Below are 22,616 nucleotides of genomic sequence, written 5' to 3'. Positions count from 1 at the left end.
CCTGGCGCGCTCGGTTACAGTAGCGCCAGGGGAAACAGAGAAGTCGCGATGCGGATAGTGCTGATGTTGCTCGCCCTGATGCTGGCGGGCGTGGCGGGTGCGCAGGAAGTCGAACATGCGCGGGGCGAGTACCGTTTTTCGGTGGGACCGGAGCCCGCGTTCGCGGAGCCGCAGGAAGTGCCCGCCCAGTGGGATGCGAAAGCCCCCGGCGCCGGCGACACGCCGTGGCGGTTCTGGTTGTTCGACAAGCAAATCGATCGCCGCAGCGGCCACGACCAGGTCTATTTCGACTACGTCTACGAAGTGAAGGACACGACCCTGCTCGGCGAAGCGGGGCGTTACCAGATCGGCTTCAACCCGGACTACCAGCGCCTGATCCTGCATCGCGTGCAGTTGCGTCGCGGTGGCAAGTGGTACGAGCGCCTGGTGCCGGACCGCATCTCGCTGGCGCGCCGCGAAGAAGGCTTCGAGCAGGACCTGGCCGACGGCAACGTGACCGCGCTGATCGTGCTCGACGACGTGCGCGTCGACGACGTGGTGCGGGTGCGTTACTCGATCGTCGGCAGCAACCCGATCCTCTCGGGACAGCTGATCGACGCCACCACATTCGCATGGAGCAGCCCGATGCTGCGCACGCGGCTGCGCGTGCTCTACGACCCGGGGCGCAAGCCCGACGTCCGGCTGGAGAACGGCGCGCCTACGCCGGTGATCCGCCAGACCGATGCCGCGACCGAGGTGCTGTTCGAGTCCGCACGCAATGCCGCCTACACGGACGAAGGCTCGTATCCCGTGTGGTACCAGCCCTATCCGCGCGCGCAGGTGTCGCAGGCGCGCCGCTGGTCCGACGTGGTCGACTGGGCGTTGCCACTGTACCCCGCGCAGACCGCGCCGCTGCCGGCGGACCTCGAGGCGCATCTCGCGCAGTGGTCGAAGCTGGCCGATCCGCAGGCGCGCGTAAGCGCAGCGTTGCGGCTCGTGCAGGAACAGGTCCGCTATTTCGGCGTCGAGATGGGCGACAACACGCACCGGCCGACGCTGCCTGCGGAAACCTGGTCGCGCCGCTACGGCGACTGCAAGGACAAGGCCTACCTGCTCGCCACGCTGCTGCAGCGCATGGCCATCGATGCCGCGCCCGCACTGACGTCCATCGAGAGCGGCAAGGGCGTGGCCAACGGCCCGCCGGCGGCTTCGGCCTTCGACCACGTCATCGTGCGCGCGAAGGTCGGCGACGCCGTGCTGTGGCTGGACCCCACGATCACCTCGCAAGGCGGCGCGGCCAGCGACAGCGACCTCAGCCGCTACGGCGTCGCCTTGCCGGTCGTCCCCGGCGTCACCGCGTTGCAGGAGATCGCGCCGGCCGGGACCGCCGAGCCATCCATTGCCATCACCGAGCGCTACGAGCCCAGCGACGACGCCGCCAGCGCCCGGCTGAGCATCCGCACGGTGTATCGCGGACCCTCCGCCGACGAGGCGCGCCGCGGGTTCGCCAGCGCACGGCCGGAAGAAACCTCGCGCCGCTATGCCGACTACTACCGTCGCCGCTTCGGCAAGCTGACGGTGGCCGCCGCTCCGGTGTTCAAGGACGACCTGCAGGCCAATGTCCTGGAAGTCGTCGAGGAGTACGTGCTGGCTTCGCCGTTCGAAGCGGATGGCTCGCTGCGTTACCTCGACCTCTATGCCGAAGCGCTGGGCACGCCGGCGCAACTGCCCAGTTCGATGGAACGGGTGGGCCCGCTGGACCTGGGCATGCCGGCGCACTACCGCCAGGAAGTCGACGTGCGGATTCCCGAGCGCTGGGTGTCCACGCTCGGCGACGAGACGCTGGACGTCGAATCGGATGCCTTCAAATTCACCCGCGACGTGAGCGTCGAGGACCGCAGCGTCAAGGTCGTGTTCGACATGAAGGTGGTCGACCGCGAGGTGGCGGGCGACAAGGTCGGCCCGCACCTGGCGGAACTGCGCAAGGTCCATGACAACCTGTACGCGCGGGTGACGATGAAGCCGGCGCCCGCGGTGCGCAGCAAGGACCGCGACGCGCGCCTGAAGGCGCTGTTGAAGAACGCGATCGAGGACGAAACCCAGTGAAGACCCGGAACGCCGTATTGCGAGGGATGGCCGTTGCCGCCCTGGCGCTGGCCATGCTCGCGCCGCACGCGCAGGAGCGCGCAACGCCGGACGCGGCCCGCATGTGGGAGCAGTTCCTTGCCACGGGCGACATGCACAAGGCCTTCGGTGCCCTGGATGTGCTCGACCAGGTGGGTTACGACGTCGCTTCGGTCGATGCGGCCAAGTGCCGTGAACACCGCGATGGCGTCGCGGCTGCGGTCGCCGCCGCCCCGGTCAGCCTGGCCGTGCGTCGCGTTGCCTTCCTGTGCGCGGATGCGCTGGATGATGCCGCCACCGCCGAGCGCGAGATGAGCGTGCTGGCCGCCCTGTCGCAACACGCGATGAAGCAGGTCGGCACCGAATCGCTGCTGGCCGATCCGATCCGGGTGATGGCGCCGGCGGATGCCTTCGCACTGGTCGAGAGCCTCGGGATGGGCGTGCGCTACGAGTACTACGGCGCGCTGCACCCGGCACGCTACTTCCCGTTCGTGATCGCCGCCTGGGACGAGGACGCAAAGCACGAGCGACGGCTGCGCTTCGATTATGTCGACACCGCCTACACACTCACCCGCGACAGTCCGCTGTCGGGCTTCCCGATGCTGCGCACAGTCCTGGCTCGCGCGTTCGTGGACGGAGGCGTCGAGGGCAACCTGCTGGCCGCACTCGACCTCGATGCCGTGCAGGCCGCCTCTGTCGAGACGACGCCCGAGAACAAGATCGCCAAGCTGCGCCGTGCCGCCAACGAGGGCGGCATGCAGTCCTCCATCGCGTGGATGGCAGTCTGCGCGTCCGCGCCGCAATACGCCGGCTGCACCGATGGCCTGGTGGATGCGCTCCTGCCCGAGGCGGAGGACGACAACGCCATCGCGCTGGTGCTGCTGGCCTTCGCTTACCACGAAGGCATCGGGGTAAAGCGCGACGTCGCCGCGGCCTGGACCCTGCTGGACAAGGCAGAGCGCATCCAGCCGCAGGAGGCCGTGGTCGATTTCGCGTCGCTGTGGTCGGTCGCGCGCGGCGCGGCGCCCTTGCCCGTCGAAGCCGCGCAGCGCCTGACCCGCGCCGCCGGGTCGGTGCATGCCGCCCACCTGGTGGCCGTGCAGCGCAGCGTGGCGGCTGGAAAGGATCTGGATCCGGCCGAACTGGCGTTCCTTGCCGAGCCCGCCGTGAACCGGCGTGGGCAGGGGCTCGCCGTCCTCGTCGACTACTACGCAGGGAAAGGCCGCAAGAAGGAACAGCAGGAAGCGACGATAAAGGCCGCGCAGGCCGGCGCCACCGTCGCCAAGTTCCGCTATGCCGGCGCGCTCGTCGCCGGCACCACGGAAGGCATCCCGCGCGATGTCTCCCGCGGCGAGGCCCTCTTCGCCGAAGCGGCGCACGAAGGCAATGCCCGCGCCGCGCTCTACAAGGCGTGGCGCAGCTTGAATGCGGCACGATTCGGCGAAGCCGAGAACTGGGCGCTGGCCCCGGCGTCGGCCGCCGACGTCGATTCGATCCTGTTCCTCGCCAACCTCTACACGCAGGATCGCCCGGGCGTGAGCGGCAAGATGGATCGTGCGCTGAGCATCTACCAGGCGATGGCGCAGGCGGCCGATGGCGCGCAGGCGCGACGCGCGCTCGCCGAACTGGCCCTGCGCGGCCACGGCGTGCCCAAGGATGCCGCGCGGGCGAAGCAGTTGCTGCAGGGCGATGCGCAGAGCGGTGACCACGAGTCCGAAGCAATGCTGGGGTACCACTACCTCAAGGGCGACTTCGGCAAGGGGATGGAGAAGGAAGGGCAGCAGTGGCTGGAGCGCGCGATGGCGGGCAACAGCGAGCGCGCCTTCGCCGAGTACGGCTCCTGGCTGTTCAACACCGACGATCCCAAGGCCCGTGCGCAGGCGTTGCAGGTGTGGTCGCGTGGCGAAGCCGCCGGCTACCTCAGTTCCGCCAACAGCCGCGCCTGGGCGCTGTGCACCACGGTGCATGCCGACAGCTACGATCCCGCGCGCGGCCTGGAGATCAGCAAGCGCCTGGGCGACGTGGAGTACATGTTTCCGGCGTGGCTGGATACCGTGGCCGCCTGCGAGGCGGCGACCGGCAACTACAAGCGGGCCGCGCTGCTGCAGGAGCGCGCGGCCACGCAGATGGCGGCCCTGGATGCCGGGCAGGAGGAGCGCAAGGGCAAGCCGGCGGGCTACCGGCAGCGCCTGGAGTCGTACAAGGCCGGCAAGGCCTGGCACGACGACGGCTCCTCGGACGACTGATCGCAGCGTGCGGACGTAATCACCATGGCACTGCTCTTCTTCGACATGGACGGCACGCTGATCAACTCCGAGATCGGCATCACCCGCTGCGTGGCGCACGCGCTCACGCAGATGGGGCTGGAGGTGCCGTCCGGAGCCGAGCTGCGACGCTGGATCGGTCCGTCGCTGCGCACCAGCTTCGCGCCGCTGCTGCGCGACGACGCGAAGGTCGAGGAAGCGGTGCTGCACTACCGCGACCGCTTCGAGGCGCTGGGCTGGGCCGAGCACGAGGTCTACGACGGCATCGCCGAAACGGTCGAGGCGCTGCATGCCGCCGGCCATCGTCTGGCCGTGGTCACGGCGAAGAACGAACCGCATGCGCGCAAGATCGCCGCGCACCTGCCGTTCGGTCACCGCTTCGTCGACATCGTCGGTGCCACCGTCGACGGCAGCCGCAGCGACAAGCCCGAACTGATCGCCGAAGCCTTGCGCCGCTTCGATGCCCCGGCGGAGGAGTGCTGGATGATCGGCGACCGCCGCATGGACATCGAGGGCGCGTTGCACCACGGCATGCGCCATGTCGGTGTGCTGTGGGGGTTCGGCGGCGAAGCGGAACTGCGCGCAGCGGGCGCACGGCAACTGGCGACGCGACCGGATGAATTGCCGGCGCTGCTGGCGGCCTGACGTTTCCCGGTGGCGGCGTTTCATCGTTCCGGCCGAACGGCGGGTGACCTGTAATTCGCGCAGATCGGGCCAGCCTTCTTCCATCCGGCGAAGCGTCGGCCAAGCCCGAGTGCTGACGCCGCCTGACGTCGTATTCACCGCCGGCCGCGAACGCCGGCCAGCGTGCCTGTGCTAGGTTCGGCGGACTCCGTGCAGACCCGTGCAAGCATGTCCAACGATCGCCGCCGCACCAAGATCCTCGCCACCCTCGGCCCGGCCACCGATGCGCCGGGCGTGCTCGATGCCCTGCTGAACGCGGGCGTCGACGTCGTCCGACTGAACTTCTCGCACGGCGATCCCTCCGGCCAGGTCGCGCGGGCCAATGCCGTACGCGAAGCCGCCCAGCGCGTCGGCCGCGAAGTCGGCATCCTCGCCGACCTGCCGGGCCCGAAGATCCGCATCGAACGCTTCGCCGAAGGGCGCGTGCAACTCAAGGCCGGCGACCGCTTCGACCTCGTCGCCAGCGAAAGCACGCCGCCCGGCAACGCGCGCGAAGTCGGCGTGAGTTACCTGGGCCTGCCCGGCGACGTGATACCGGGCGACGTGCTGCTGCTCGACGACGGCATGATGCAGCTGCGCGTGGAGCGCGTGGAAGGCGAGCGCATCGTCAACACCGTGCTCAACGACGGCGCGCTGTCGGACCGCAAGGGCCTCAACAAGCAGGGCGGCGGGCTGTCGCTGGGTGCGCTGACCGAGCGCGACCGCGAGCTGATCAAGGTCGCGGCCGAACTGGGCGCCGACTTCATCGCCGTGTCCTTCTGTCGCAACGCCGAGGACATGGAAGAGGCGCGCCGCATCGCGCGCGCCGCCGGTAGCGATGCCGCGTTGGTGTCGAAGATCGAGCGCGCCGAAGCGATCGAGAACCTGCACGAAATCGTCCTGGCCAGCGACGTGGTGATGGTCGCGCGCGGCGACCTCGGCGTGGAGATCGGCGATGCCGAGTTGCCCGGTCTGCAGAAGAAGATCATCCGCGAATCGCTCGAGTGCGGCCGCGTGGTGATCACCGCGACGCAGATGCTGCAATCGATGGTCGACAGCCCGATACCGACCCGCGCCGAAGTGCTCGACGTGGCCAACGCCGTGATCGACGGCACCGACGCGGTGATGCTGTCGCAGGAATCCGCGGCCGGCAAATACCCCGTGCGCGCGGTGGAAGCGATGGCGCGCATCTGTCTCGGCGCGGAGCGCCAGTTCGAGTCCGACACGGACTTCGAAGAAGCTCCGCGCAACCTCGAACGCGCCGACCAGGCGATCGCGATGGCGGCAATGTTCCTGTCCGAGCACATCGGCGTACGCGCGATCCTCGCCGCGACCGAATCCGGCGGCACCGCGCGCTTCCTGTCGCGCTTCCGTTCGCCCGTGCCGATCTACGGCCTGTCGCGCCACGACGGCGCGCGCCGGCGGATGGCGCTGATGCGCGACGTGTTCCCGATCGATTTCGACAGCCGCGGCCTGGCTTCGCGCGAGGCGGCACGCCGGTCGATCAAGCAGCTGTTCGACGCCGGGTTCCTCGCCGAAGGCGAGCGGGTGATCTTCACCAGCGGCGACCACATGGAGCACCACGGCGCGACCAATACCCTGCGCCTGCTCCAGGTCGGCGCCGGCGGCCAAGCCGAGGGCCTGGGCGAGCTGTAGGCGTGGCCGACGGGCGATGTCGCCGGATCCGGGTCGTGCCCAGGAGCGCTCCTACTGGTATTGGATCCGGGGATGTCGGGTCGGTAAGCCCTTGATTTCCTGTCGGGGTGGCGACGCTTCGCTCACCCCCAGCCGCTATAATGTGCGGCTTCCCACCGCCAGCCGCAGGACACCCATGAGCATCGAACAGCTCGCCGAAATCGCCCAGGCCATGGTCGCCCCGGGCAAGGGCATCATCGCGATCGACGAATCCACCGGCACCTGTGCCAAGCGCTTCGCCGGCGTCGGCATCGAGAACACCGAAGAGAACCGTCGCCGCTACCGCGAGCTGCTGCTCACCACGCCGAACCTGAGCGACTACATCTCCGGCGCGATCCTGTTCGACGAGACCATCCGCCAGTCCACCAGCGACGGCGTGCCGTTCGCCAAGTACATGATGGACAACGGCATGATCCCGGGCATCAAGGTCGACAAGGGCACGCACGCGCTGGCCGGCTGCCCGGGCGAAGTGGTCACCGAAGGCCTCGACGGCCTGCGCGACCGCCTGGCCGAGTACTACAAGCTCGGTGCCCGCTTCGCCAAGTGGCGCGCGGTCATCAACATCGGCGACGACATCCCGTCGGGCACCTGCATCGAAGCCAACGCGCATGCGCTCGCGCGCTACGCCGCGCTGTGCCAGGAGCAGGGCCTGGTGCCGATGGTCGAGCCGGAAGTGATCATGGACGGCTCACACGACATCGACGAATGCTTCCAGGTCACCGAGGTGATGCTGCGCTCGCTGTTCGCCTCGCTGGTGGAGCACAACGTCGTGCTCGAAGGGACCATCCTGAAGGCCTCGATGGTCGTGCCGGGCACCACCAGCGGCGAGAAGGTTTCGGTCGAGGAAGTCGCCGCCGCCACGCTGCAGTGCCTGAAGTCGACCGTGCCGGCGATCCTGCCGGGCATCGTGTTCCTGTCGGGTGGCCAGAGCGACGAGGACGCCACCGCGCACCTCAACGCCATGAACCAGATGGGTCCCAACCCGTGGCCGTTGTCGTTCTCCTACGGCCGCGCTATGCAGGCCGCTGCGCTCAAGCTGTGGTCGCAGGACCTGGTGAACAACTTCGCCGCGGCGCAGAAGACCGTGTACGCCCGCGCCAAGGACAATGGTCTGGCCGCGCTGGGCCAGTGGAAGAAGGTCGCGTAAGCGCAGCGCCTTCGTGTTGCGAAAAACGCCGGCCCCGTGCCGGCGTTTTTGTTTTGTGCCGCGACTACTCGATCGCGTCCGGTTGCGGCTTGCCCGCGATGGCACCCTGCAGCCAGCGATGTTCGATCCGGTGCATCGCCACGTCGGCCACGGTCTTCAGCGCGCCGAACAGCAGGCGGCCCCAGTCGTCGCCGAGCGCCATGCCCAGGATGATCGTCAGGTGCATCGGGATCACGCGCAGATACGGCACGAACATCAGTGTGCCGATGTTCGGCACGCGGCGCAGGTCGGCTTCGACGTGCTCGCGGTGCGAGGCGCGGTGCGAGAACCAGAACGACAGCGACAGTCCCAGGATCAGCAGCACGTCGCTGCGCTGGATGCGATCGAAGGACGGCTCGATTACCTGCGTCCCGCCGCCGGCGGCCGCCGGTTCGCCCGACATCGCGCTCATCGCCAGCAGGAAGATGAAATAGACCAGGTGGAACAGGCCGTAGTGCAGGGTGAAGAAGTTCGCCGTGCTGCGCTGCGTCTGCGGCGTGGGATCGACCGGGCGGTCGTTGATGCGGACGCCTTCCGTGGAGAACCGTCCGAGCGCGAGGATCCGCTTGCGCGCGAACCAGCCGATGATCACCGACTGGCACCAGTACGGCCACAGCATCAGCGCGAGCGGCCAGTCCTGCCACCAGGCGACCACGAGCGTGAGCAGGTTGGATGCGACGATGCCGAGCGTGGCTTGGTCGTTGCGATTGGCGATGGCGTTCATGCGCGGGTGCCCAGGGCATCGTGGTAGTGCGCCGCCATGGCGGCGTCGAAACAGCACAGCAGCACGCGCTGCGGCAACGCCTGTTGCAGCAGCCAGTCGCGCACGGCGGCGACAGCGACGTGTGCGGCCTGTGCCGGCGGATAACCGAAGACGCCGCAGCTGATCGCGGGAAACGCGATCGATGCGATGTCGTGATGCAAGGCGAGCCGCAACGATTGCCGGTAGCAACTGGCCAGCAGTTCGGCTTCGCCGGCATCGCCGCCGCGCCACACGGGACCGACGGTATGGATGATGTGGCGCGCGGGCAGGGCATGGCCCGCGGTGATGCGCGCCTCGCCGGTGGGACAGCGCACGTGTGGCCGCACGAACGGGATGTCGCGGCATTCGGCGGCCAGTCCGGGACCCGCGGCGCGGTGGATCGCGCCGTCGACGCCGCCGCCGCCGGCCAGGGCCTCGTTGGCGGCATTGACGATGGCGTCCACGGCCAGGCGCGTAATGTCGCCCTGGATGACCTCGATGCGCATGCTGCGTTCCGCCGGATTGCTGTGCTTTGCCGGGGATTTTGCCGCATCAGGGGGCAACCATCGGCCCATACGTCGGTACAGGTCCCGCCCGTAGAATCGCCGTTCCGCGTCCTCGCGCCGCTGCGCCCGCACCGCCCGCCCCTAGAATTCCCTATGCCCGCCTTCCCGGATTCGCGCTTGAACAGGATCTTGCTCGTGCTTGCCTTCTCCTGCCTGCTGGCAGCCTGCGGCAAGGACGCGGCCTCGCAGCGCGACGGCGGCGACCGGCCGGTGCCGGTGACCACGCAGGTCGTGCGTCCGCGACCCTGGAACGACAGCGTCGAGGCGCTGGGCACCGTGCACGCGCGCGAATCGATCACCGTCACCGCGAAGGTGAGCGAGATCGTGCAGCAGGTGCACTTCGACAGCGGCGACATCGTCGCGAAGGGCGCGCCGCTGGTCACCCTGAGCGGCCAGGCGCAGCATGCCGCGCTTGCCGAAGCGCAGGCCGAAGCCAACGAAGCCGACAAGCTCTACCGCCGCCAGAACGAGCTGGCGAATCAGCAACTGATCGCGCGCTCCGCGCTCGACACGCAGCGCGCCGCACGTGATGCAGCCAACGCACGGGTGGCGCAGATCCGCGCGCAGCTCGGCGACCGCGTGATCCGCGCGCCGTTCGCCGGCGTGCTCGGCATCCGCCAGGTCAGCCCGGGCTCGCTGGTGACGCCGGGCACGCCGATCGCCACGCTCGACGACACCGCGCGCGTGTATGTGGATTTCCCGGTGCCCGAAACGATGCTTGCGCAGCTCGCTCCGGGCTTGCCCGTGACCGGCCACACCGAGGCCTACCCCGAACGCAACTTCGACGGCGTCGTCCGCACTCTCGATGCGCGCGTGGACGAAGCCACGCGGTCGGTCACGGTGCGCGCCGACTTCCCCAACGCGGACCGCGCGCTGCGCCCCGGCATGCTGCTGGAGGTCGCACTCCAGCGTCCGCAACGGCAGGCGCTGCTGGTGCCGGAAATCGCCATCGTCCAGGTCGGCACGGATTCTTTCGTCTATCGCGTCGATGCCGACGGCAGCGTCGAGCGCAGCGACGTCGAAGTCGGCACACGCCGCGATGGCCTGGCCGAGATCACCCAGGGCGTGAAGGCCGGCGACCGCATCGTCGTCGACGGCACGGTGAAGCTGCGCCCGGGCAGCAAGGTCGTCGACAGCGGCGCGAAGACCGTCGCCGAGTAGAACCGCCGAAGGGTCCATCCCCGGCCGGAACAGAAGCACGAACGAGGCGCGATGAAACTTTCCGACATTTCGATCAAGCGTCCCGTGTTCGCCACGGTGATCAGCCTGCTGCTGATCGTGCTCGGCGTGATGTCGTTCACCCGCCTGACCCTGCGCGAGCTGCCGGCGATCGACCCGCCGGTGGTGTCGGTGGAAGTCACCTATCCCGGCGCCTCGGCCGCGGTGATCGAGACGCGCGTCACCCAGATCCTCGAGGACGCGCTCGCCGGCATCGAGGGCATCAACACGATCGAATCGCGCAGCAGCAGCGGCCGTTCCAACATCAGCATCGAATTCAACCTGACCCGCGACATCGAGGACGCCGCCAACGACGTGCGTTCCGCGGTGAGCCGGGTGCTGGACCGCCTGCCGGAAGAAGCCGATCCGCCGCAGGTGTCCAAGGTCGAGTCCGACGCCGACGTGATCGTGTGGCTCAACATGAGCAGCTCGAACATGGACACGCTGCAGCTGTCCGATTATGCCGATCGCTACGTCGTCGACCGCCTGTCCAGCATCGACGGCGTCGCCCAGGTGCGCATCGGCGGCCAGCAGCGCTACGCGATGCGGATCTGGCTGGATCGTGACGCGATGGCCGCGCGCGGCGTCACCGCCTCCGACATCGAGGCCGCGTTGCGCGCGCAGAATGTCGAACTGCCCGCCGGCCGCATCGAGTCGGAGAGCCGCGATTTCACCCTGCGCGTGGCGCGCAGCTTCGAGAAGCCGGCGGACTTCGCCCAGATCCCGCTGCGCAAGGGCGCCGACGGTTACGTGGTGCGCCTGGGCGACGTGTCGCGCGTCGAACTCGCCTCGGCCGAGCGCCGCAGCTACTACCGCAGCAACGGCGAGCAGAATATCGGCCTGGGCATCATCAAGACCTCGACCGCGAACAGCCTCGACGTCGCCCGCGCCGCGCGCGCCGAGGCCGAACGCATCCAGGCCTCGCTGCCCAAGGGCACGAAGATCTTCGTCGCCTTCGACACGACGACCTTCATCGAGAACGCGGTCGAGCGCGTGTACCACACGCTGGCCGAAGCGATCATCCTCGTGCTGATCGTGATCTGGCTGTTCCTGGGCAGCGCGCGCGCCGCGCTGATTCCGGCGGTGACGGTGCCGGTGTGCCTGATCGCCGCGTTCGTGCCGCTGTACCTGTTCGGTTATTCGATCAACCTGCTGACCCTGCTGGCGCTGGTGCTGTGCATCGGTCTCGTCGTCGACGACGCGATCGTCGTACTGGAGAACATCCAGCGTCGTGCCGACCTGGGCGAACCGCGCCTGGTGGCCGCGCGCCGCGGCACCGCGCAGGTGGCCTTCGCGGTCATCGCGACGACCGCGGTGCTGGTGTCGGTGTTCCTGCCGATCGGCTTCATGCAGGGCAACACCGGGCGCCTGTTCCGCGAGCTGTCGGTGGCGCTGGCCGGCGCGGTGGCGATCTCCGCCTTCGTCGCGCTGACGCTGACGCCGATGATGTCGTCGAAGCTGGTCAAGCCGCACAAGGAAGAGAAGTCCAACCCGCTCACGCGCTGGGTCAACGGTCGCCTGGAAGCGGTGGGCGTGCGCTACCGGCGCCTGCTCGACCACAGCGTCGAGCGCCCGTGGTTCTTCGGCGCGCTGATGCTGGCGGCGCTGGCGCTGAGTTATGGCCTGATCAAGCTGGTGCCGTCGGAACTCGCGCCGGCCGAAGACCGCGGCGTGTTCTTCCTCATGTTCAACGGACCGGAAGGCGCGGGCTTCGACTACACGGTCAAGCAGGTCCAGGCCGCGGAGAAGATCCTCGCCAGGCACGTCGGCGACAACGGTCCGATCGAGCGCGCCAGCTCGCGCGTGCCCGGCAGCTTCGGTGCGAGCGAGGACATGCAGAGCGGCCGCATCAGCGTGTTCCTGCACGACTGGCGCGAGCGCAAGGAAGAGACCCCCGACGTGGCGCAACGCATGCAGAAGGAGCTGAGCCAGCTGCCCGGCGTGCGCGTGTCCTCGCAGGTGACCGGCGGCCTGGTGCGCACGCGCGGCCAGCCGGTGCAGATCGTGCTCGGCGGTCCCGACTACGCGCAGCTCGCCGAATGGCGCGATCGCCTGATGGCGCGCATCGAGAAGAATCCCGGCCTGGTCGGCGCCGATTCGGACTACAAGGAAACGCGCCCGCAGATGCGCGTGCAGATCGACCACCAGCGCGCCGCCGACCTGGGCGTGAGCGTCGGCGACATCGGCAGCACGCTGGAATCGATGATGGGCTCGCGCCGCGTCACCACCTTCGTCCGCGGCGGCGAGGAATACGACGTCGTCGTGCAGGCATCCAAGGCGCTGCGCGGTTCGCCGGCCGATCTCGCCGCGATCCAGGTGCGCACGCGCGGCGGCGAACTGGTGCCGCTGTCCAACCTGGTGACGCTGCGCGAACTCGCCGAGCCGGGCAGCTTCAACCGCTTCAACCGCCTGCGCGCGATCACGATCAGCATGGGCCTGGCGCCCGGCTATCGCATGGGCGATGCGATCGACTGGCTGCAGCAGACCGTGAAGGAAGAGCTGCCGCAGCAGGCGCAGGTCGACTGGAAGGGCGAGTCGCGCGAATACCAGGCCGCGGGCGGCGCGGTGCTGCTGACCTTCGCGCTGGCGCTGCTGGTGGTCTACCTGGTGCTGGCCGCGCAGTTCGAAAGCTTCATCCACCCGTTCGTGATCATGCTGACGGTGCCGCTGGGCGTACTCGGTGCATTGCTCGGCCTGTGGGTGTTCGGCAGCACGCTCAACCTGTTCTCGCAGATCGGCATCGTGATGCTCGTGGGCCTGGCGGCGAAGAACGGCATCCTGATCGTCGAATTCGCCAACCAGTTGCGCGACGAAGGGCGCAGCATTCACGAAGCGATCGTCGAGTCGTGCGCGGTACGCCTGCGCCCGATCCTGATGACGTCGATCGCCACGGTCGTGGGCGCGATCCCGCTGGTGCTGGCGGGCGGTCCGGGGTCGGCGAGCCGCGCGACGATCGGCGTGGTGGTGATCTTCGGCGTGTCGTTCTCGACCTTGCTGTCGCTGTTCGTGGTGCCGGCGTTCTATGCGCTGCTGGCGCGCTACACGCGCTCGCCGGAAGCCGTGGCGCACGAACTGCAGAAGCTGGAGGAAATCACGCCGCAGGCGGGCAACCAGGCGTAGTGGGGCGTGGTGCGGGACCCGCCTACAATGGCGGCATGCCCCACGACCGCACCCGTCCGCCGCGCCGCCCCGGCGCGGGCCCCTGGAAATCCTCCGCTCCCGCCGGCCCGCGCGAACGCGCGCCTCATGCCCGCGACGCGGCGCGCGAACGCTCGCCTCGGGCTCATGACGCGGCGGGCGAACGCGCGCCCCGGGCTCATGATGCGGCGCGCGAACGCGCGCCGCGGCCCCACGACGAATCGCGCCCGCGCGCGCCGCGGGCGCGCGTGGAGCGCCACGAGCGTGCACACGACACCTGGCCGGACGCGGCGCACGACGAACCCGCGCATCCCGCCCGCGCGCGCCGCGACGCCGAACTGCGCCTGTACGGGCTCAACGCCGTGCATGCGGTGTTCGCGCGCCGGCCGCAGGCGATCCGCAAGCTGTACCTGATCGAAGACCGCATTCCCGCGCTGCAGCCGCTGCTGAAGTGGTGCGTGCAGCACCGCGTCGGCTATCGCGTGGTCGAGGAGGGCGATCTCGACCGCCTCGCCGCCAGCACCCACCACGAAGGCGTGATCGCCGACGTGCTGCGCGAGGAACCGCACGCGCTGTCGAACTGGCTGCGCGACCTGAAGCCCGGCCCGCACTGCGCACTGTGGCTCGATGGTGTGGGCAACCCGCACAACTTCGGCGCGATCCTGCGCTCGGCCGCGCACTTCGGCGTCGGCGCGATCCTGCTGCCCAAGCATTCGCCGCTCGCCCTTTCCGGTGCGGCCGCACGCGTGGCCGAAGGCGGCGCGGAGGCCGTGCCGATGGTGCGCCTGGGCCGCCAGGACAATGCGATCGCGCAGCTGCGCAGCGCCGGCTTCGCGCTTGCCGCCACGGTGGTGCAGGGTGGGACGGACGTGTTCGAAACATCGTTGCCGCAGCGGCTGGTGTTCGTGATGGGCAGCGAGGGTGAGGGCATGGACCGCGAACTCGCCGCGGCCTGCGACCTGCGCGTGTCGATTCCCGGCACCGGCGCAGTGGAAAGCCTCAACGTCGCCGCGGCGACCGCGGTGTTGCTGGCGGCGTGGCGTTCGCGGCTGTAGGCAGTCGCGCTTTCAGGCAGATGCGGAAACAACAAAAAAGCCCGGAAATTCCCGGGCTTTTTCGTATCTCCGCCGCTTATTCCGACGGCGGCGTGACCGTCTTCGCCTCGCTGCCGAAATCGCCGTCCGCGCTCGCCGCGAGATAGGCGAACACCGCATACGCCGCGACGTTCTGCGCCAGCGCTTCGGGATCGATCTTGTCGAGCGTGTCGTCCGGCGTGTGGTGGTAATCGAAGTAGTCGGTGCCGTCCTGGCGCAGCGAGGCCCAGGCCAGGCCCTTCGCGGCGAACGGGCCGATGTCCGGGCCGGGGCCGCCTTCTTGCGGCGAATGCGCGATGCCCAGCGGGGCGAGCACATCGGCGATCTGCTTCACCGCGCCCTGCGCGTAGTCCGGCGCGCCGCTGCGGAAGCCGTAGATCCGCCCGGCGCCGAAGTCGCTTTCCGCGGCGATCTGGTGCTTGCGGATGTCGCCGAGGTGCGCGGCCGCGTAGGCCTTGCCGCCATACAGGCCCTGCTCCTCGTTGGCGAACGCGACCACACGGATGGTGCGCGCCGGACGCTGCTTCAGCTCGCCGATGAGTGCGCCCGCTGCCATGGTCAGGCTCACGCCGGCGGCGTCGTCGATGGCGCCGGTGCCCGGATCCCAGGAGTCCAGATGCCCGCCGATCAGCACGACCTCGTCGGGCTTGCTGCGGCCGCGGATCTCGCCGATCACGTTGTGCGAGACCGTTTCGCCGTCCCAGCCGCAATCCAGCGCGAGGTGCACGCGCACCGGACCGCGCGCCAGCAGCCGGGTGAGCTGGTCCGCATCCGGCGCGCCCAGCGCCGCCGAGGGAATCGGGGTGATGTCGTCGGCGTAATGGGTGATGCCCGTGTGCGGGTTGCGATGCGAATCGGTGCCGGCCGAACGCATCAGGTAGCCCACGGCACCGGCGCGCGCCGCCGCGGACGGGCCGCTGCCGCGCACCTTGCTGCCCATGCCGTAGCCGCTGCCGTCGCGCGCGCGCTCCATGTGGAAGTCGATGAAGGCGATCTTGCCGGCGAGCGATCCGGCGGGCACGGCTTCGAGCGAAGCGAGATCGGCGAAACGCACGACGTCGCCTTCGACCCTGCCGCCCGGGCTGCCGCCCAGCGCGATCAGCGACAAGGGCTGCGCGTGCGCGCCGACGACCGCGCCATGCTCGCTGCGGCGTTCCCACTTCGGAAAGCGCACTTCCTCCAGCCACACCTTGTCGTAGCCCAGCGCCTTGAACTTGGCCTGCGCCCATTCCACCGCGCGTGCGTCGGCTTCGCTGCCGGCCAGGCGCGGGCCGACTTCGGTGGTCAGCGATTCGGCGATGTCGTAGCCCAGGTGGCTGGCCAGCGCCGTTTCGCGCAGCTGGGTGGCGGTGGCGATCGCCTTCGCGGGGATCGTGGTGGTGTGTTGCGCAGCCAGCGAGGGGCCGGCGACGAGCAGGGAAGTAGCGAGAAACCACGGCACAACGCGCATCACGGCTCCTTTCGGACAGGCGAAAAAAACGAAACCGCGAGCTTAACCGCCCGCGGCCCGTTGCCGTTGTGCATCACGCCATCGCAGGCGTGAGAGTTTTTGGCGGCAGCCGCGAATCGCGCTTGCGGCTGGCGCGAACGCCGGCGTTACCGCTTCAGCGAATCGCGGATCTCGCGCAGCAGCAGCACTTCCTCCGCCGGCGCTGCGGGCGCGGCGTCGGCCGGCTTGCGCACGCGGTTGGCCGCCTTGACGACCAGGAAGATCGCCAGGGCGATGATCAGGAACTGGATGATGGAATTGACGAACTCGCCCAGCCCGAGCACCACCGCCGGCACTTCCTTGCCTGCGGCATCCACGGTGGCTTCCTTCAGCGTGATCGCCCACTTCGAGAAGTCGACGCCGCCGACCAGCAGACCGACGGGCGGCATGATGATCTTGTCGACGAAGGCCGTAACGATCTTGCCGAACGCCGCGCCGATCACGACACCGACCGCGAGATCGAGCACGTTGCCGCGCGATACGAATTCCTTGAACTCCGCAATCAGACCCATCTTGTCCTCCCGGGTTGGACGGCACGAAACGACCGCGGCCGACTATACCTAAGCGGTTGCAGGCAGGATGCGGCCTTGCAGCAGCAGGGCCGGCGGCCGGCCGGAGCGATCCAGGCGCGCCTCGAAGACGTCGCCGGGCTGCAGCGGGCCCACGCCTTCCGGCGTGCCCATGAAGACCAGGTCGCCTGCGCGCAATGCGTACAGCTTCGACAGTTCGTGCAGGATGTCGGCGACGTTCCAGACCAGGTCGGAGAGCGGGCCGTGCTGGCGCACTTCGCCATTGATGCGCAGCGTGAGCGCGGCGCCGTCGATCGCGCCCAGGTCCGCGGCGGGCACGATCGCGCCGATCGGCGCCGCGTGTTCGAACGACTTGCCCGTGTCCCACGGCAGGCTTTTCGCCTTGGCCGCGGCCTGCAGATCGCGGCGCGTCAGGTCGAGGCCGACCGCGTAGCCGTAGACCAGCGCCATCGCCTCGTCGACCGCGACGATGCCCTCGGCATCGCGGCCGAGCGCGACCACGAGTTCGACTTCGTGGTGGAGTTCGCGCGTGCCGCGCGGATAGACGACCTGGCCGTCGGTGACGATCGCATCGGCCGGCTTGAGAAAGAAGGTGGGCGTGCCGCGCTGCCCGGACGAAGGCGGCGTCGCGCCCATTTCACGCGCGTGTGCGGCGAAATTGCGGCCGACGCAGTAAATGCGGTGGACGGGAAACCGACTGTCGGCGGGAAGGCCGGTGCCCTGCACCGGCACGCGCGGCTGCGGCGGCGCCGCGACGACGTCGTGCATGCGTCAGCGCGGCAGCGAAACGGGATCGACCGTGCGGAATTCGCCGTCGAGCACGCGCGGATCGCGCGCCACGGGCTTGCCGCGCTGCTTCCACAACTTGAACAGCAGGCCGCCGACGACCATCGCGGCGCCCACGAACACACCGAACATCACCAGCACGGCCAGCAGCGTCAGGCCGATCAGGCCGAGCAACACGCGCAGCACGCGGTGACGCGGCTTGCGCGGCGCCGAGAAGGTGTTGCGCACGCGGGCATTGAACTGGTCGAAGCGGAAGGCGTGAGCGAACATTTCGTCGAGGACCCCTGTGGTGACACAATCCGGTCGCAGGGACCGGGGGCGCAGTATCCGTCGCACCTCCAGGTGAAGTGTGAGAACTGCGTTAAGCAATGAGACCGTGGCCACAATCGAACCCCGACCCGACGCCGCCCTGATCGCCCTGGAGGCCATCGCCGACGGCGGTTTTGCCGAATCCGAGGCAGTCGTCGAGGGCGATGCCGAATCGCTGATCCTGCATCGCGACGGCGACGCGGTGCGCGCGTGGCTCAATGTCTGTCCGCATGCGGGACGTCGCCTGGACTGGGCGCCGGGGCAGTTCCTCAAGAGCCGCGAAGGCCTGCTGGTGTGCGCGGCGCACGGCGCCAGCTTCGAACTGGTGCAGGGCGAATGCGTGGCTGGTCCGTGTCGCGGCGAAGCGCTGCGTTCGGTGCCGGTGGAAGTGCGCGACGGTTACGTGTGGCTGGCCGGCTGAGCGCGGATCAGCGGAACAGCAGTTCCACCATCGCCACCATCACCACGGTGTAGACCAGCGACAACGGCCCGCCGATGCGCCACATGTCCTTGCCGGTGTAACCCGCGGGCCCGACGACCATCGAGATCACCGGATTCGATGCGGTCATGAAGTTGTTGGACGCCGAGAGCGCGACGATGAGCGCGAATGCGGTCGGATTGCCTTCCGCGGCGAGCGCGAGATTGATCGCCAGCGGCACCATCACGATGGTGGCGCCCACATGGCTGATCACCAGCGAGAACGCGGTGGTCAGGATGCCGACCAGCAGCTCGAGCATCCACACCGGCGTGCCGCGCGGCAGTTGTTCGAGCGAGTGTCCGGCGACCCAGGCCGCCGCGCCGCTGGAATCCATCGCCCAGCCCAGCGGGATCAGGCATGCCATGAGGAACACGGTGCGCCAGTTGATCGCCGAATACGCTTCGTCGATCTGCAGCACGCCGGCGATCAGCATGCCGGCGACGCCGGTCATCAGCGCGATCGACACCGGCAGGCGCGAGGACAGCGCCAGCAGCATCGACACGGTGAAGATCGCCAGCGCGATCTTGAGCTTGTGCGGACGCTGCTCGCCCTTGGGATAGTCGGTGACGACGACCAGGTCCTTGCTCTCGGCTGCTTCGGCCAGGTCGGTCCAGATGCTGTGCAGCACCAGCATGTCGCCGCTGCGCAGGCTCACGCTGCGCAGGTCTTCGCGCAGTACCTGCTTGTCGCGGTTCACCGCGAGCAGGCTGAGGCCGAGGTTCTTGCGCAGGCCGAGGTCGCCGGCCTTCATGCCGAGGAATTTCGAAGTGGGCGGGATCACCGCTTCGGAAATGCCCGCGCGGCTGGGATTGAACAGGTCGGCGAAGTTGCGCAGGCGCGAGCTCAGGCGCAGGAAATTGTTCTGCGCGAAGTCGGCGACCGCCTGCTTGTCGCCCATTGCGCCGAGCACGCTGCCGACCCAGATGCGCGCATCGGCCGGTGGCGAGAGCCGCGATTCGTCGCCGGTCTTCAGCGCGAGCAGCAGGGGCGCGCCGCGCAGCGCCTCGGCCTCGCCGATCGACATGCCCACGAGCGGACTGTCGGCACTGACGGTGAGTTCGTAGACATCGCCCTCGATGCCGTAGGTCTTGGCGAAATAACTCTGCGTGCGCGCGGGCGTGGCGCCGCCGCCGGCTTCCTCCTTCTCGCGCAGCAGCTTGTCGCCGAAGAAGTGGAAGTAGGCGAGCGATGCCGCCAGCAGCGCGAGGCCGATCGGCAGCGGCGCGAACATCTTCAGCGGCACGATGGTCGCCGCGCCGGAAGGCAGGTTGGCGTTGGCGGCGAGCAGCAGGTCGTTGAGCAGCATCAACGGCGAATTGCCGACCATCGTGAGGGCGCCGCCCATCACGATCGCGGCCGCGATCGGCAGCAGCAGGCGCGGCAGCGACAGGCCGGTGCGCGAGGACAGGCGCGAGGCGACGGGCATGTACAGCGCCATCACCGACGGGTTCTGCATGAAGGAGGAATTCAGGCCGGCGATCGCCGTGGTGAACAGCAGCAGGCGTTGCTCGATGCCGTTGGCCCGGCGCAACAGCCAGCCCGCGAGGCGGTTGAGCGCGCCGGTGCGGTCGAGCCCCGCGCCGAGGATCATCGTGGCGATGATCGTGATGACGGCGTTGCCCGAGAAGCCGTTGAACAGCAGTTCCGGCTCGACCAGGCCGGACAGGCCCAGCAGCACCAGAACGACCAGCGCGACCACGTCGGCGCGGATGCGCTCGAACAGGAACATCACCATCGTGAACACCACCAGCCCGAGGACGAGCTTCATGTCGGTGGTGAGCGGGAGGGCGGTGTCCATCAGGCCGTGATTGGTGATTGGTGATTCGTGATTCGGAGGACAGCATCGCGGGCGCCGCCGGCCTCGCCGGATGCCGTCGATTCGAAAACTCCCAGCTGTTTCGAATCACGAATCACGGATCACGAATCCCGGTCGTAAAGCAGATCCCAGACGCCGTGGCCGAGCTTCTGGCCGCGGGTCTCGAAATGGGTTTGCGGGCGCCACTCCGGTCGCGGCACCGATCCGCGCTCCCCGGCGCGATTGACGATGCCCTCAGTTCCGTCGAGCACATCCCACATCTGCTCGGCATAGTCCTGCCAATCGGTGGCGAGGTGCAAGCGCCCGCCCGGCGCGAGCTTGGCCACGATCAGGCGCGCGAACTCCGGCTGCACCAGGCGACGCTTGTTGTGGCGCTTCTTGTGCCAGGGATCCGGGAAGTAGATGCGCACTTCGTCCAGCGAGCCGTCGGCGATCTCGTTCGTCAGCACTTCCACCGCATCGTGGTGGTACACGCGCACGTGGTCGCTGCCGTCCTCGGCCAGCGCATTGAGCAGACGGCCGACGCCGGGTGCGTGCACTTCGATGCCGATCAGGTCGCGTTCCCTGTCGTGCTGCGCCGCGTAGCGGAGCGCTTCGCCGTTGCCGAAGCCGATCTCGACCACGCGTCCGGCCTTGCGTCCGAACACGGCGTCGAAGTCGCGCGGCGCGCCGGTGTAGTCGAGGCCGAAGCGCGGCCACAGCTCGTCGAACGCGCGCTGCTGCGCCGGCGTGAAACGCCCCTGTCGCAGCACGAAGCTGCGTACCTTGCGATGGCCTTCCTCGATGGTGAAGGGCTTGGGCGGGGATTTGCGGTGGTCTTGGGTATCAGTCAAGCGGGTATTCGCATAAGAGTTGCTGCAGGGTCACGGCCGCCTTCCATCGCGCGCCCTCCCGCCTGCGGAACGCCCGGCCCGGCCATCCATGGCCGGGCGTTCGCCGGTGCGCGAGCCAGTGGCTCGCAACATTCCGGCTCACAGCTGCACCGGCTCACCCGATCAGCCCGTCCACCGGCGACGAAGCGCTGGCGTAACGCTTGCGCGGAATGCGGCCGGCCTTGAACGCCGCACGCCCGGCTTCGACCGCGAGCTTCATCGCGTGCGCCATCAGCACCGGATCCTTTGCGCCGGCGATCGCGGTGTTCATCAGCACGCCGTCGCAGCCCAGCTCCATCGCGATCGAGGCATCCGAGGCGGTGCCCACGCCGGCGTCGACGATGATCGGCACCTTCGCGTTCTCGATGATCTCGATCAGGTTGTAGCGGTTCTGGATGCCCAGGCCCGATCCGATCGGCGCGGCGAGCGGCATCACCGCGACGCAGCCGATTTCCTCCAGGCGCCTGCACAGGATCGGATCGTCGCTGGTGTAGACCATGACGTCGAAGCCGTCCTTCACCAGCGTCTCCGCGGCGGCGAGGGTCTGCACGACGTCGGGGTAGAGGGTCTTCTGGTCGCCGAGCACTTCGAGCTTGACCAGCGTGTGGCCGTCGAGCAGTTCGCGCGCGAGGCGACAGGTGCGCACCGCGTCGTCGGCGGTGTAGCAGCCGGCGGTGTTGGGCAGGATGGTGTAGCGGTCGGGTGGCAGCACGTCGAGCAGGTTGGGCTCGCCCGGGTTCTGGCCGATGTTGGTGCGGCGGATCGCGACGGTCACGATCTGCGCGCCGGCGGCGTCGGTGGCGCGGCGAGTCTCGTCGAGGTCCTTGAACTTGCCGGTTCCGGTGAGGAGACGGGACGAATAGGCCTTGCCGGCGATGACCAGGGGGTCCGCGGGCGGCGCGAAAAGGGCGGGGAGGGTCATGGGCGAATTTTAGCAGCGGGCCCGCGGCGTCCGGGCCTGCCGATCGCGGCACGGCCGCATGACCGTTCGTCGCGTGGTCGCCGGCTCGCGTGGTGATCGTGGCCGTTGCCGGCATGTGCCTGCGTTGGGACCAGTCAGCAGGATGCAACTGGCCCGGATCGGGGGAGCGTTCCCCTGCGCTGCTCCCACCGGCAAAACGCTCTTGCTACGCGCGGTTTACACCGTGCGGTACGCCAATGGCACACCCGGCGCGAGTCGGGGCCGCAAAGCCACGGATCCCGGGCGACTCCCTCCGCTCGCGATGGCCGGACTTCCTTACCGCCGGTGTTTACCGCGCGTCACCGCGCCGCGCCGAAAGCGGTGTGCGAAGGGGACGAACGCGCCGCAGCGCGGGTCTGCAACGAACCACGCACGAGAAGGCGCTTGCGCCGCGCGCGACTGCCCGGAGCGCGGCCGCTCCGGCTAGCCGCCGCCCAGCGCGTGCACGATCTCGATGCGATCGCCCGCGCCCAGCGCGTGTTCCGCGTGGCGGCTGCGCGGCACGATCTCGCCGTTGACTTCGACCGCGACCCGGCGCTCGCCCAGGCCTTCGGCCCGGAGCAGCTCCAGCACGGTCAGCGGGTGGGCGACCTCGCGCGGGTCGCCGTTCAGAAGGATTTCCATGGCGCCATTGTCGTCGCCCGCGCGCGTCGCGGCCAGCACGCGCGGTGCGTTGCCGCGTTGCCGCTTGTGCGGCGCGGCACGG

General features: G+C 69.0%; 19 protein-coding genes and 1 riboswitch. Of the genes, 9 read left to right on the top strand and 10 right to left on the bottom strand.

Annotation, left to right across the window (positions count from 1 at the left end; all coding sequences use genetic code 11):
- Positions 1–63 precede the first annotated feature (63 nt).
- The 5 genes from ACFPN1_RS08395 (at position 64) to ACFPN1_RS08375 (ending at position 7,872) form a co-directional block, all read left to right on the top strand.
- Positions 64–2,085, top strand: coding sequence for a DUF3857 domain-containing protein (locus tag ACFPN1_RS08395; RefSeq protein WP_386754414.1), 2,022 nt, complete (start codon positions 64–66; stop codon positions 2,083–2,085).
- 26 nt (positions 2,086–2,111) lie between these two features.
- Entirely contained in the window at positions 2,112–4,349 is a 2,238-nt protein-coding gene (locus ACFPN1_RS08390) for a tetratricopeptide repeat protein (protein ID WP_386754413.1), read from the top strand.
- A 24-nt stretch (positions 4,350–4,373) separates the two neighbouring features.
- On the top strand, positions 4,374–5,012 hold the full coding sequence (locus ACFPN1_RS08385) for an HAD hydrolase-like protein (protein WP_386754412.1): 639 nt from the start codon (positions 4,374–4,376) through the stop codon (positions 5,010–5,012).
- A 207-nt stretch (positions 5,013–5,219) separates the two neighbouring features.
- Positions 5,220–6,686: a pyruvate kinase gene (gene pyk, locus ACFPN1_RS08380; protein WP_386754410.1), complete on the top strand. Its 1,467-nt coding sequence runs from the start codon at positions 5,220–5,222 to the stop codon at positions 6,684–6,686.
- 175 nt (positions 6,687–6,861) lie between these two features.
- Positions 6,862–7,872, top strand: a complete 1,011-nt coding sequence (locus tag ACFPN1_RS08375) for a class I fructose-bisphosphate aldolase (RefSeq protein WP_386754409.1) — start codon at positions 6,862–6,864, stop codon at positions 7,870–7,872.
- A 64-nt stretch (positions 7,873–7,936) separates the two neighbouring features.
- Here ACFPN1_RS08375 and ACFPN1_RS08370 read toward each other — a convergent pair whose 3' ends face one another.
- Positions 7,937–8,635 carry a DUF6498-containing protein gene (locus ACFPN1_RS08370; RefSeq protein ID WP_386754408.1) on the bottom strand — a complete coding sequence of 233 codons (699 nt, stop codon included), beginning with the start codon at positions 8,633–8,635 and terminating at the stop codon, positions 7,937–7,939.
- On the bottom strand, positions 8,632–9,159 hold the full coding sequence (locus tag ACFPN1_RS08365) for an O-acetyl-ADP-ribose deacetylase (RefSeq protein WP_386754407.1): 528 nt from the start codon (positions 9,157–9,159) through the stop codon (positions 8,632–8,634). Before ACFPN1_RS08365 ends, ACFPN1_RS08370 begins: the two co-directional genes overlap by 4 nt.
- A gap of 153 nt (positions 9,160–9,312) precedes the next feature.
- On the opposite strand from ACFPN1_RS08365, the gene ACFPN1_RS08360 reads away from it, so the two are divergent.
- The 3 genes from ACFPN1_RS08360 to ACFPN1_RS08350 are packed head-to-tail and all read left to right on the top strand — an operon-like array spanning position 9,313 to position 14,630.
- Positions 9,313–10,380: an efflux RND transporter periplasmic adaptor subunit gene (locus tag ACFPN1_RS08360; protein ID WP_386754406.1), complete on the top strand. Its 1,068-nt coding sequence runs from the start codon at positions 9,313–9,315 to the stop codon at positions 10,378–10,380.
- Between the two features lie 51 nt (positions 10,381–10,431).
- A complete protein-coding gene (locus ACFPN1_RS08355) occupies positions 10,432–13,557 on the top strand; it encodes an efflux RND transporter permease subunit (protein WP_386754405.1) in 3,126 nt (1,041 codons plus the stop codon).
- 35 nt (positions 13,558–13,592) lie between these two features.
- Positions 13,593–14,630, top strand: a complete 1,038-nt coding sequence (locus ACFPN1_RS08350; RefSeq protein WP_386754403.1) for a TrmH family RNA methyltransferase — start codon at positions 13,593–13,595, stop codon at positions 14,628–14,630.
- A gap of 76 nt (positions 14,631–14,706) precedes the next feature.
- On the opposite strand, the gene ACFPN1_RS08345 is transcribed toward ACFPN1_RS08350, so the two are convergent.
- From ACFPN1_RS08345 to ACFPN1_RS08330, 4 genes are all read right to left on the bottom strand, one after another.
- Positions 14,707–16,119, bottom strand: coding sequence for a M28 family peptidase (locus tag ACFPN1_RS08345; protein WP_386754402.1), 1,413 nt, complete (start codon positions 16,117–16,119; stop codon positions 14,707–14,709).
- A gap of 146 nt (positions 16,120–16,265) precedes the next feature.
- Positions 16,266–16,670, bottom strand: coding sequence for a large-conductance mechanosensitive channel protein MscL (gene mscL, locus ACFPN1_RS08340; RefSeq protein ID WP_386754401.1), 405 nt, complete (start codon positions 16,668–16,670; stop codon positions 16,266–16,268).
- Positions 16,671–16,718: 48 nt separating this feature from the next.
- On the bottom strand, positions 16,719–17,456 hold the full coding sequence (locus tag ACFPN1_RS08335) for a fumarylacetoacetate hydrolase family protein (protein ID WP_386754399.1): 738 nt from the start codon (positions 17,454–17,456) through the stop codon (positions 16,719–16,721).
- 3 nt (positions 17,457–17,459) lie between these two features.
- Positions 17,460–17,744 (bottom strand): hypothetical protein, encoded by a 285-nt coding sequence (locus ACFPN1_RS08330; protein ID WP_386754398.1) that lies wholly within the window; start codon positions 17,742–17,744, stop codon positions 17,460–17,462.
- A gap of 115 nt (positions 17,745–17,859) precedes the next feature.
- Here ACFPN1_RS08330 and ACFPN1_RS08325 point away from each other — a divergent pair, with 115 nt between their 5' ends.
- Complete coding sequence (locus ACFPN1_RS08325) at positions 17,860–18,204, top strand: Rieske (2Fe-2S) protein (protein ID WP_386754846.1); 345 nt, start codon at positions 17,860–17,862, stop codon at positions 18,202–18,204.
- 7 nt (positions 18,205–18,211) lie between these two features.
- On the opposite strand, the gene ACFPN1_RS08320 is transcribed toward ACFPN1_RS08325, so the two are convergent.
- The 4 genes from ACFPN1_RS08320 to thiS form a co-directional block, all read right to left on the bottom strand.
- A complete protein-coding gene (locus tag ACFPN1_RS08320) occupies positions 18,212–20,059 on the bottom strand; it encodes an SLC13 family permease (RefSeq protein WP_386754397.1) in 1,848 nt (615 codons plus the stop codon).
- A gap of 119 nt (positions 20,060–20,178) precedes the next feature.
- A complete protein-coding gene (gene trmB, locus ACFPN1_RS08315; RefSeq protein WP_386754396.1) occupies positions 20,179–20,910 on the bottom strand; it encodes a tRNA (guanosine(46)-N7)-methyltransferase TrmB in 732 nt (243 codons plus the stop codon).
- 154 nt (positions 20,911–21,064) lie between these two features.
- A complete protein-coding gene (locus tag ACFPN1_RS08310; RefSeq protein WP_386754395.1) occupies positions 21,065–21,871 on the bottom strand; it encodes a thiazole synthase in 807 nt (268 codons plus the stop codon).
- 228 nt (positions 21,872–22,099) lie between these two features.
- Positions 22,100–22,189, top strand: a riboswitch (cyclic di-GMP riboswitch).
- A 144-nt stretch (positions 22,190–22,333) separates the two neighbouring features.
- Positions 22,334–22,534: a sulfur carrier protein ThiS gene (gene thiS, locus ACFPN1_RS08305; protein WP_386754394.1), complete on the bottom strand. Its 201-nt coding sequence runs from the start codon at positions 22,532–22,534 to the stop codon at positions 22,334–22,336.
- Positions 22,535–22,616 lie beyond the last annotated feature (82 nt).

Origin of the sequence: Lysobacter yangpyeongensis, assembly GCF_042655745.1 — a bacterium.
Taxonomy (GTDB): domain Bacteria; phylum Pseudomonadota; class Gammaproteobacteria; order Xanthomonadales; family Xanthomonadaceae; genus Agrilutibacter; species Agrilutibacter yangpyeongensis.
Note: the sequence above shows the minus strand (reverse complement) of the source record. Positions and strands in the feature narration are given on the sequence as shown.

Bases quoted from the DNA above. Each gene is read 5' to 3' on its own strand.
- ACFPN1_RS08350 (WP_386754403.1), top strand. From the start codon at position 13,593: ATGCCCCACGACCGCACCCGTCCGCCGCGCCGCCCCGGCGCGGGCCCC.
- ACFPN1_RS08365 (WP_386754407.1), bottom strand. From the start codon at position 9,159: ATGCGCATCGAGGTCATCCAGGGCGACATTACGCGCCTGGCCGTGGAC.
- ACFPN1_RS08370 (WP_386754408.1), bottom strand. From the start codon at position 8,635: ATGAACGCCATCGCCAATCGCAACGACCAAGCCACGCTCGGCATCGTC.
- pyk (WP_386754410.1), top strand. From the start codon at position 5,220: ATGTCCAACGATCGCCGCCGCACCAAGATCCTCGCCACCCTCGGCCCG.
- mscL (WP_386754401.1), bottom strand. From the start codon at position 16,670: ATGGGTCTGATTGCGGAGTTCAAGGAATTCGTATCGCGCGGCAACGTG.
- ACFPN1_RS08355 (WP_386754405.1), top strand. From the start codon at position 10,432: ATGAAACTTTCCGACATTTCGATCAAGCGTCCCGTGTTCGCCACGGTG.
- thiS (WP_386754394.1), bottom strand. From the start codon at position 22,534: ATGGAAATCCTTCTGAACGGCGACCCGCGCGAGGTCGCCCACCCGCTG.
- ACFPN1_RS08345 (WP_386754402.1), bottom strand. From the start codon at position 16,119: ATGCGCGTTGTGCCGTGGTTTCTCGCTACTTCCCTGCTCGTCGCCGGC.
- ACFPN1_RS08390 (WP_386754413.1), top strand. From the start codon at position 2,112: ATGGCCGTTGCCGCCCTGGCGCTGGCCATGCTCGCGCCGCACGCGCAG.
- ACFPN1_RS08310 (WP_386754395.1), bottom strand. From the start codon at position 21,871: ATGACCCTCCCCGCCCTTTTCGCGCCGCCCGCGGACCCCCTGGTCATC.
- ACFPN1_RS08385 (WP_386754412.1), top strand. From the start codon at position 4,374: ATGGCACTGCTCTTCTTCGACATGGACGGCACGCTGATCAACTCCGAG.
- ACFPN1_RS08375 (WP_386754409.1), top strand. From the start codon at position 6,862: ATGAGCATCGAACAGCTCGCCGAAATCGCCCAGGCCATGGTCGCCCCG.
- ACFPN1_RS08360 (WP_386754406.1), top strand. From the start codon at position 9,313: ATGCCCGCCTTCCCGGATTCGCGCTTGAACAGGATCTTGCTCGTGCTT.
- ACFPN1_RS08335 (WP_386754399.1), bottom strand. From the start codon at position 17,456: ATGCACGACGTCGTCGCGGCGCCGCCGCAGCCGCGCGTGCCGGTGCAG.
- ACFPN1_RS08320 (WP_386754397.1), bottom strand. From the start codon at position 20,059: ATGGACACCGCCCTCCCGCTCACCACCGACATGAAGCTCGTCCTCGGG.
- ACFPN1_RS08330 (WP_386754398.1), bottom strand. From the start codon at position 17,744: ATGTTCGCTCACGCCTTCCGCTTCGACCAGTTCAATGCCCGCGTGCGC.
- ACFPN1_RS08395 (WP_386754414.1), top strand. From the start codon at position 64: ATGTTGCTCGCCCTGATGCTGGCGGGCGTGGCGGGTGCGCAGGAAGTC.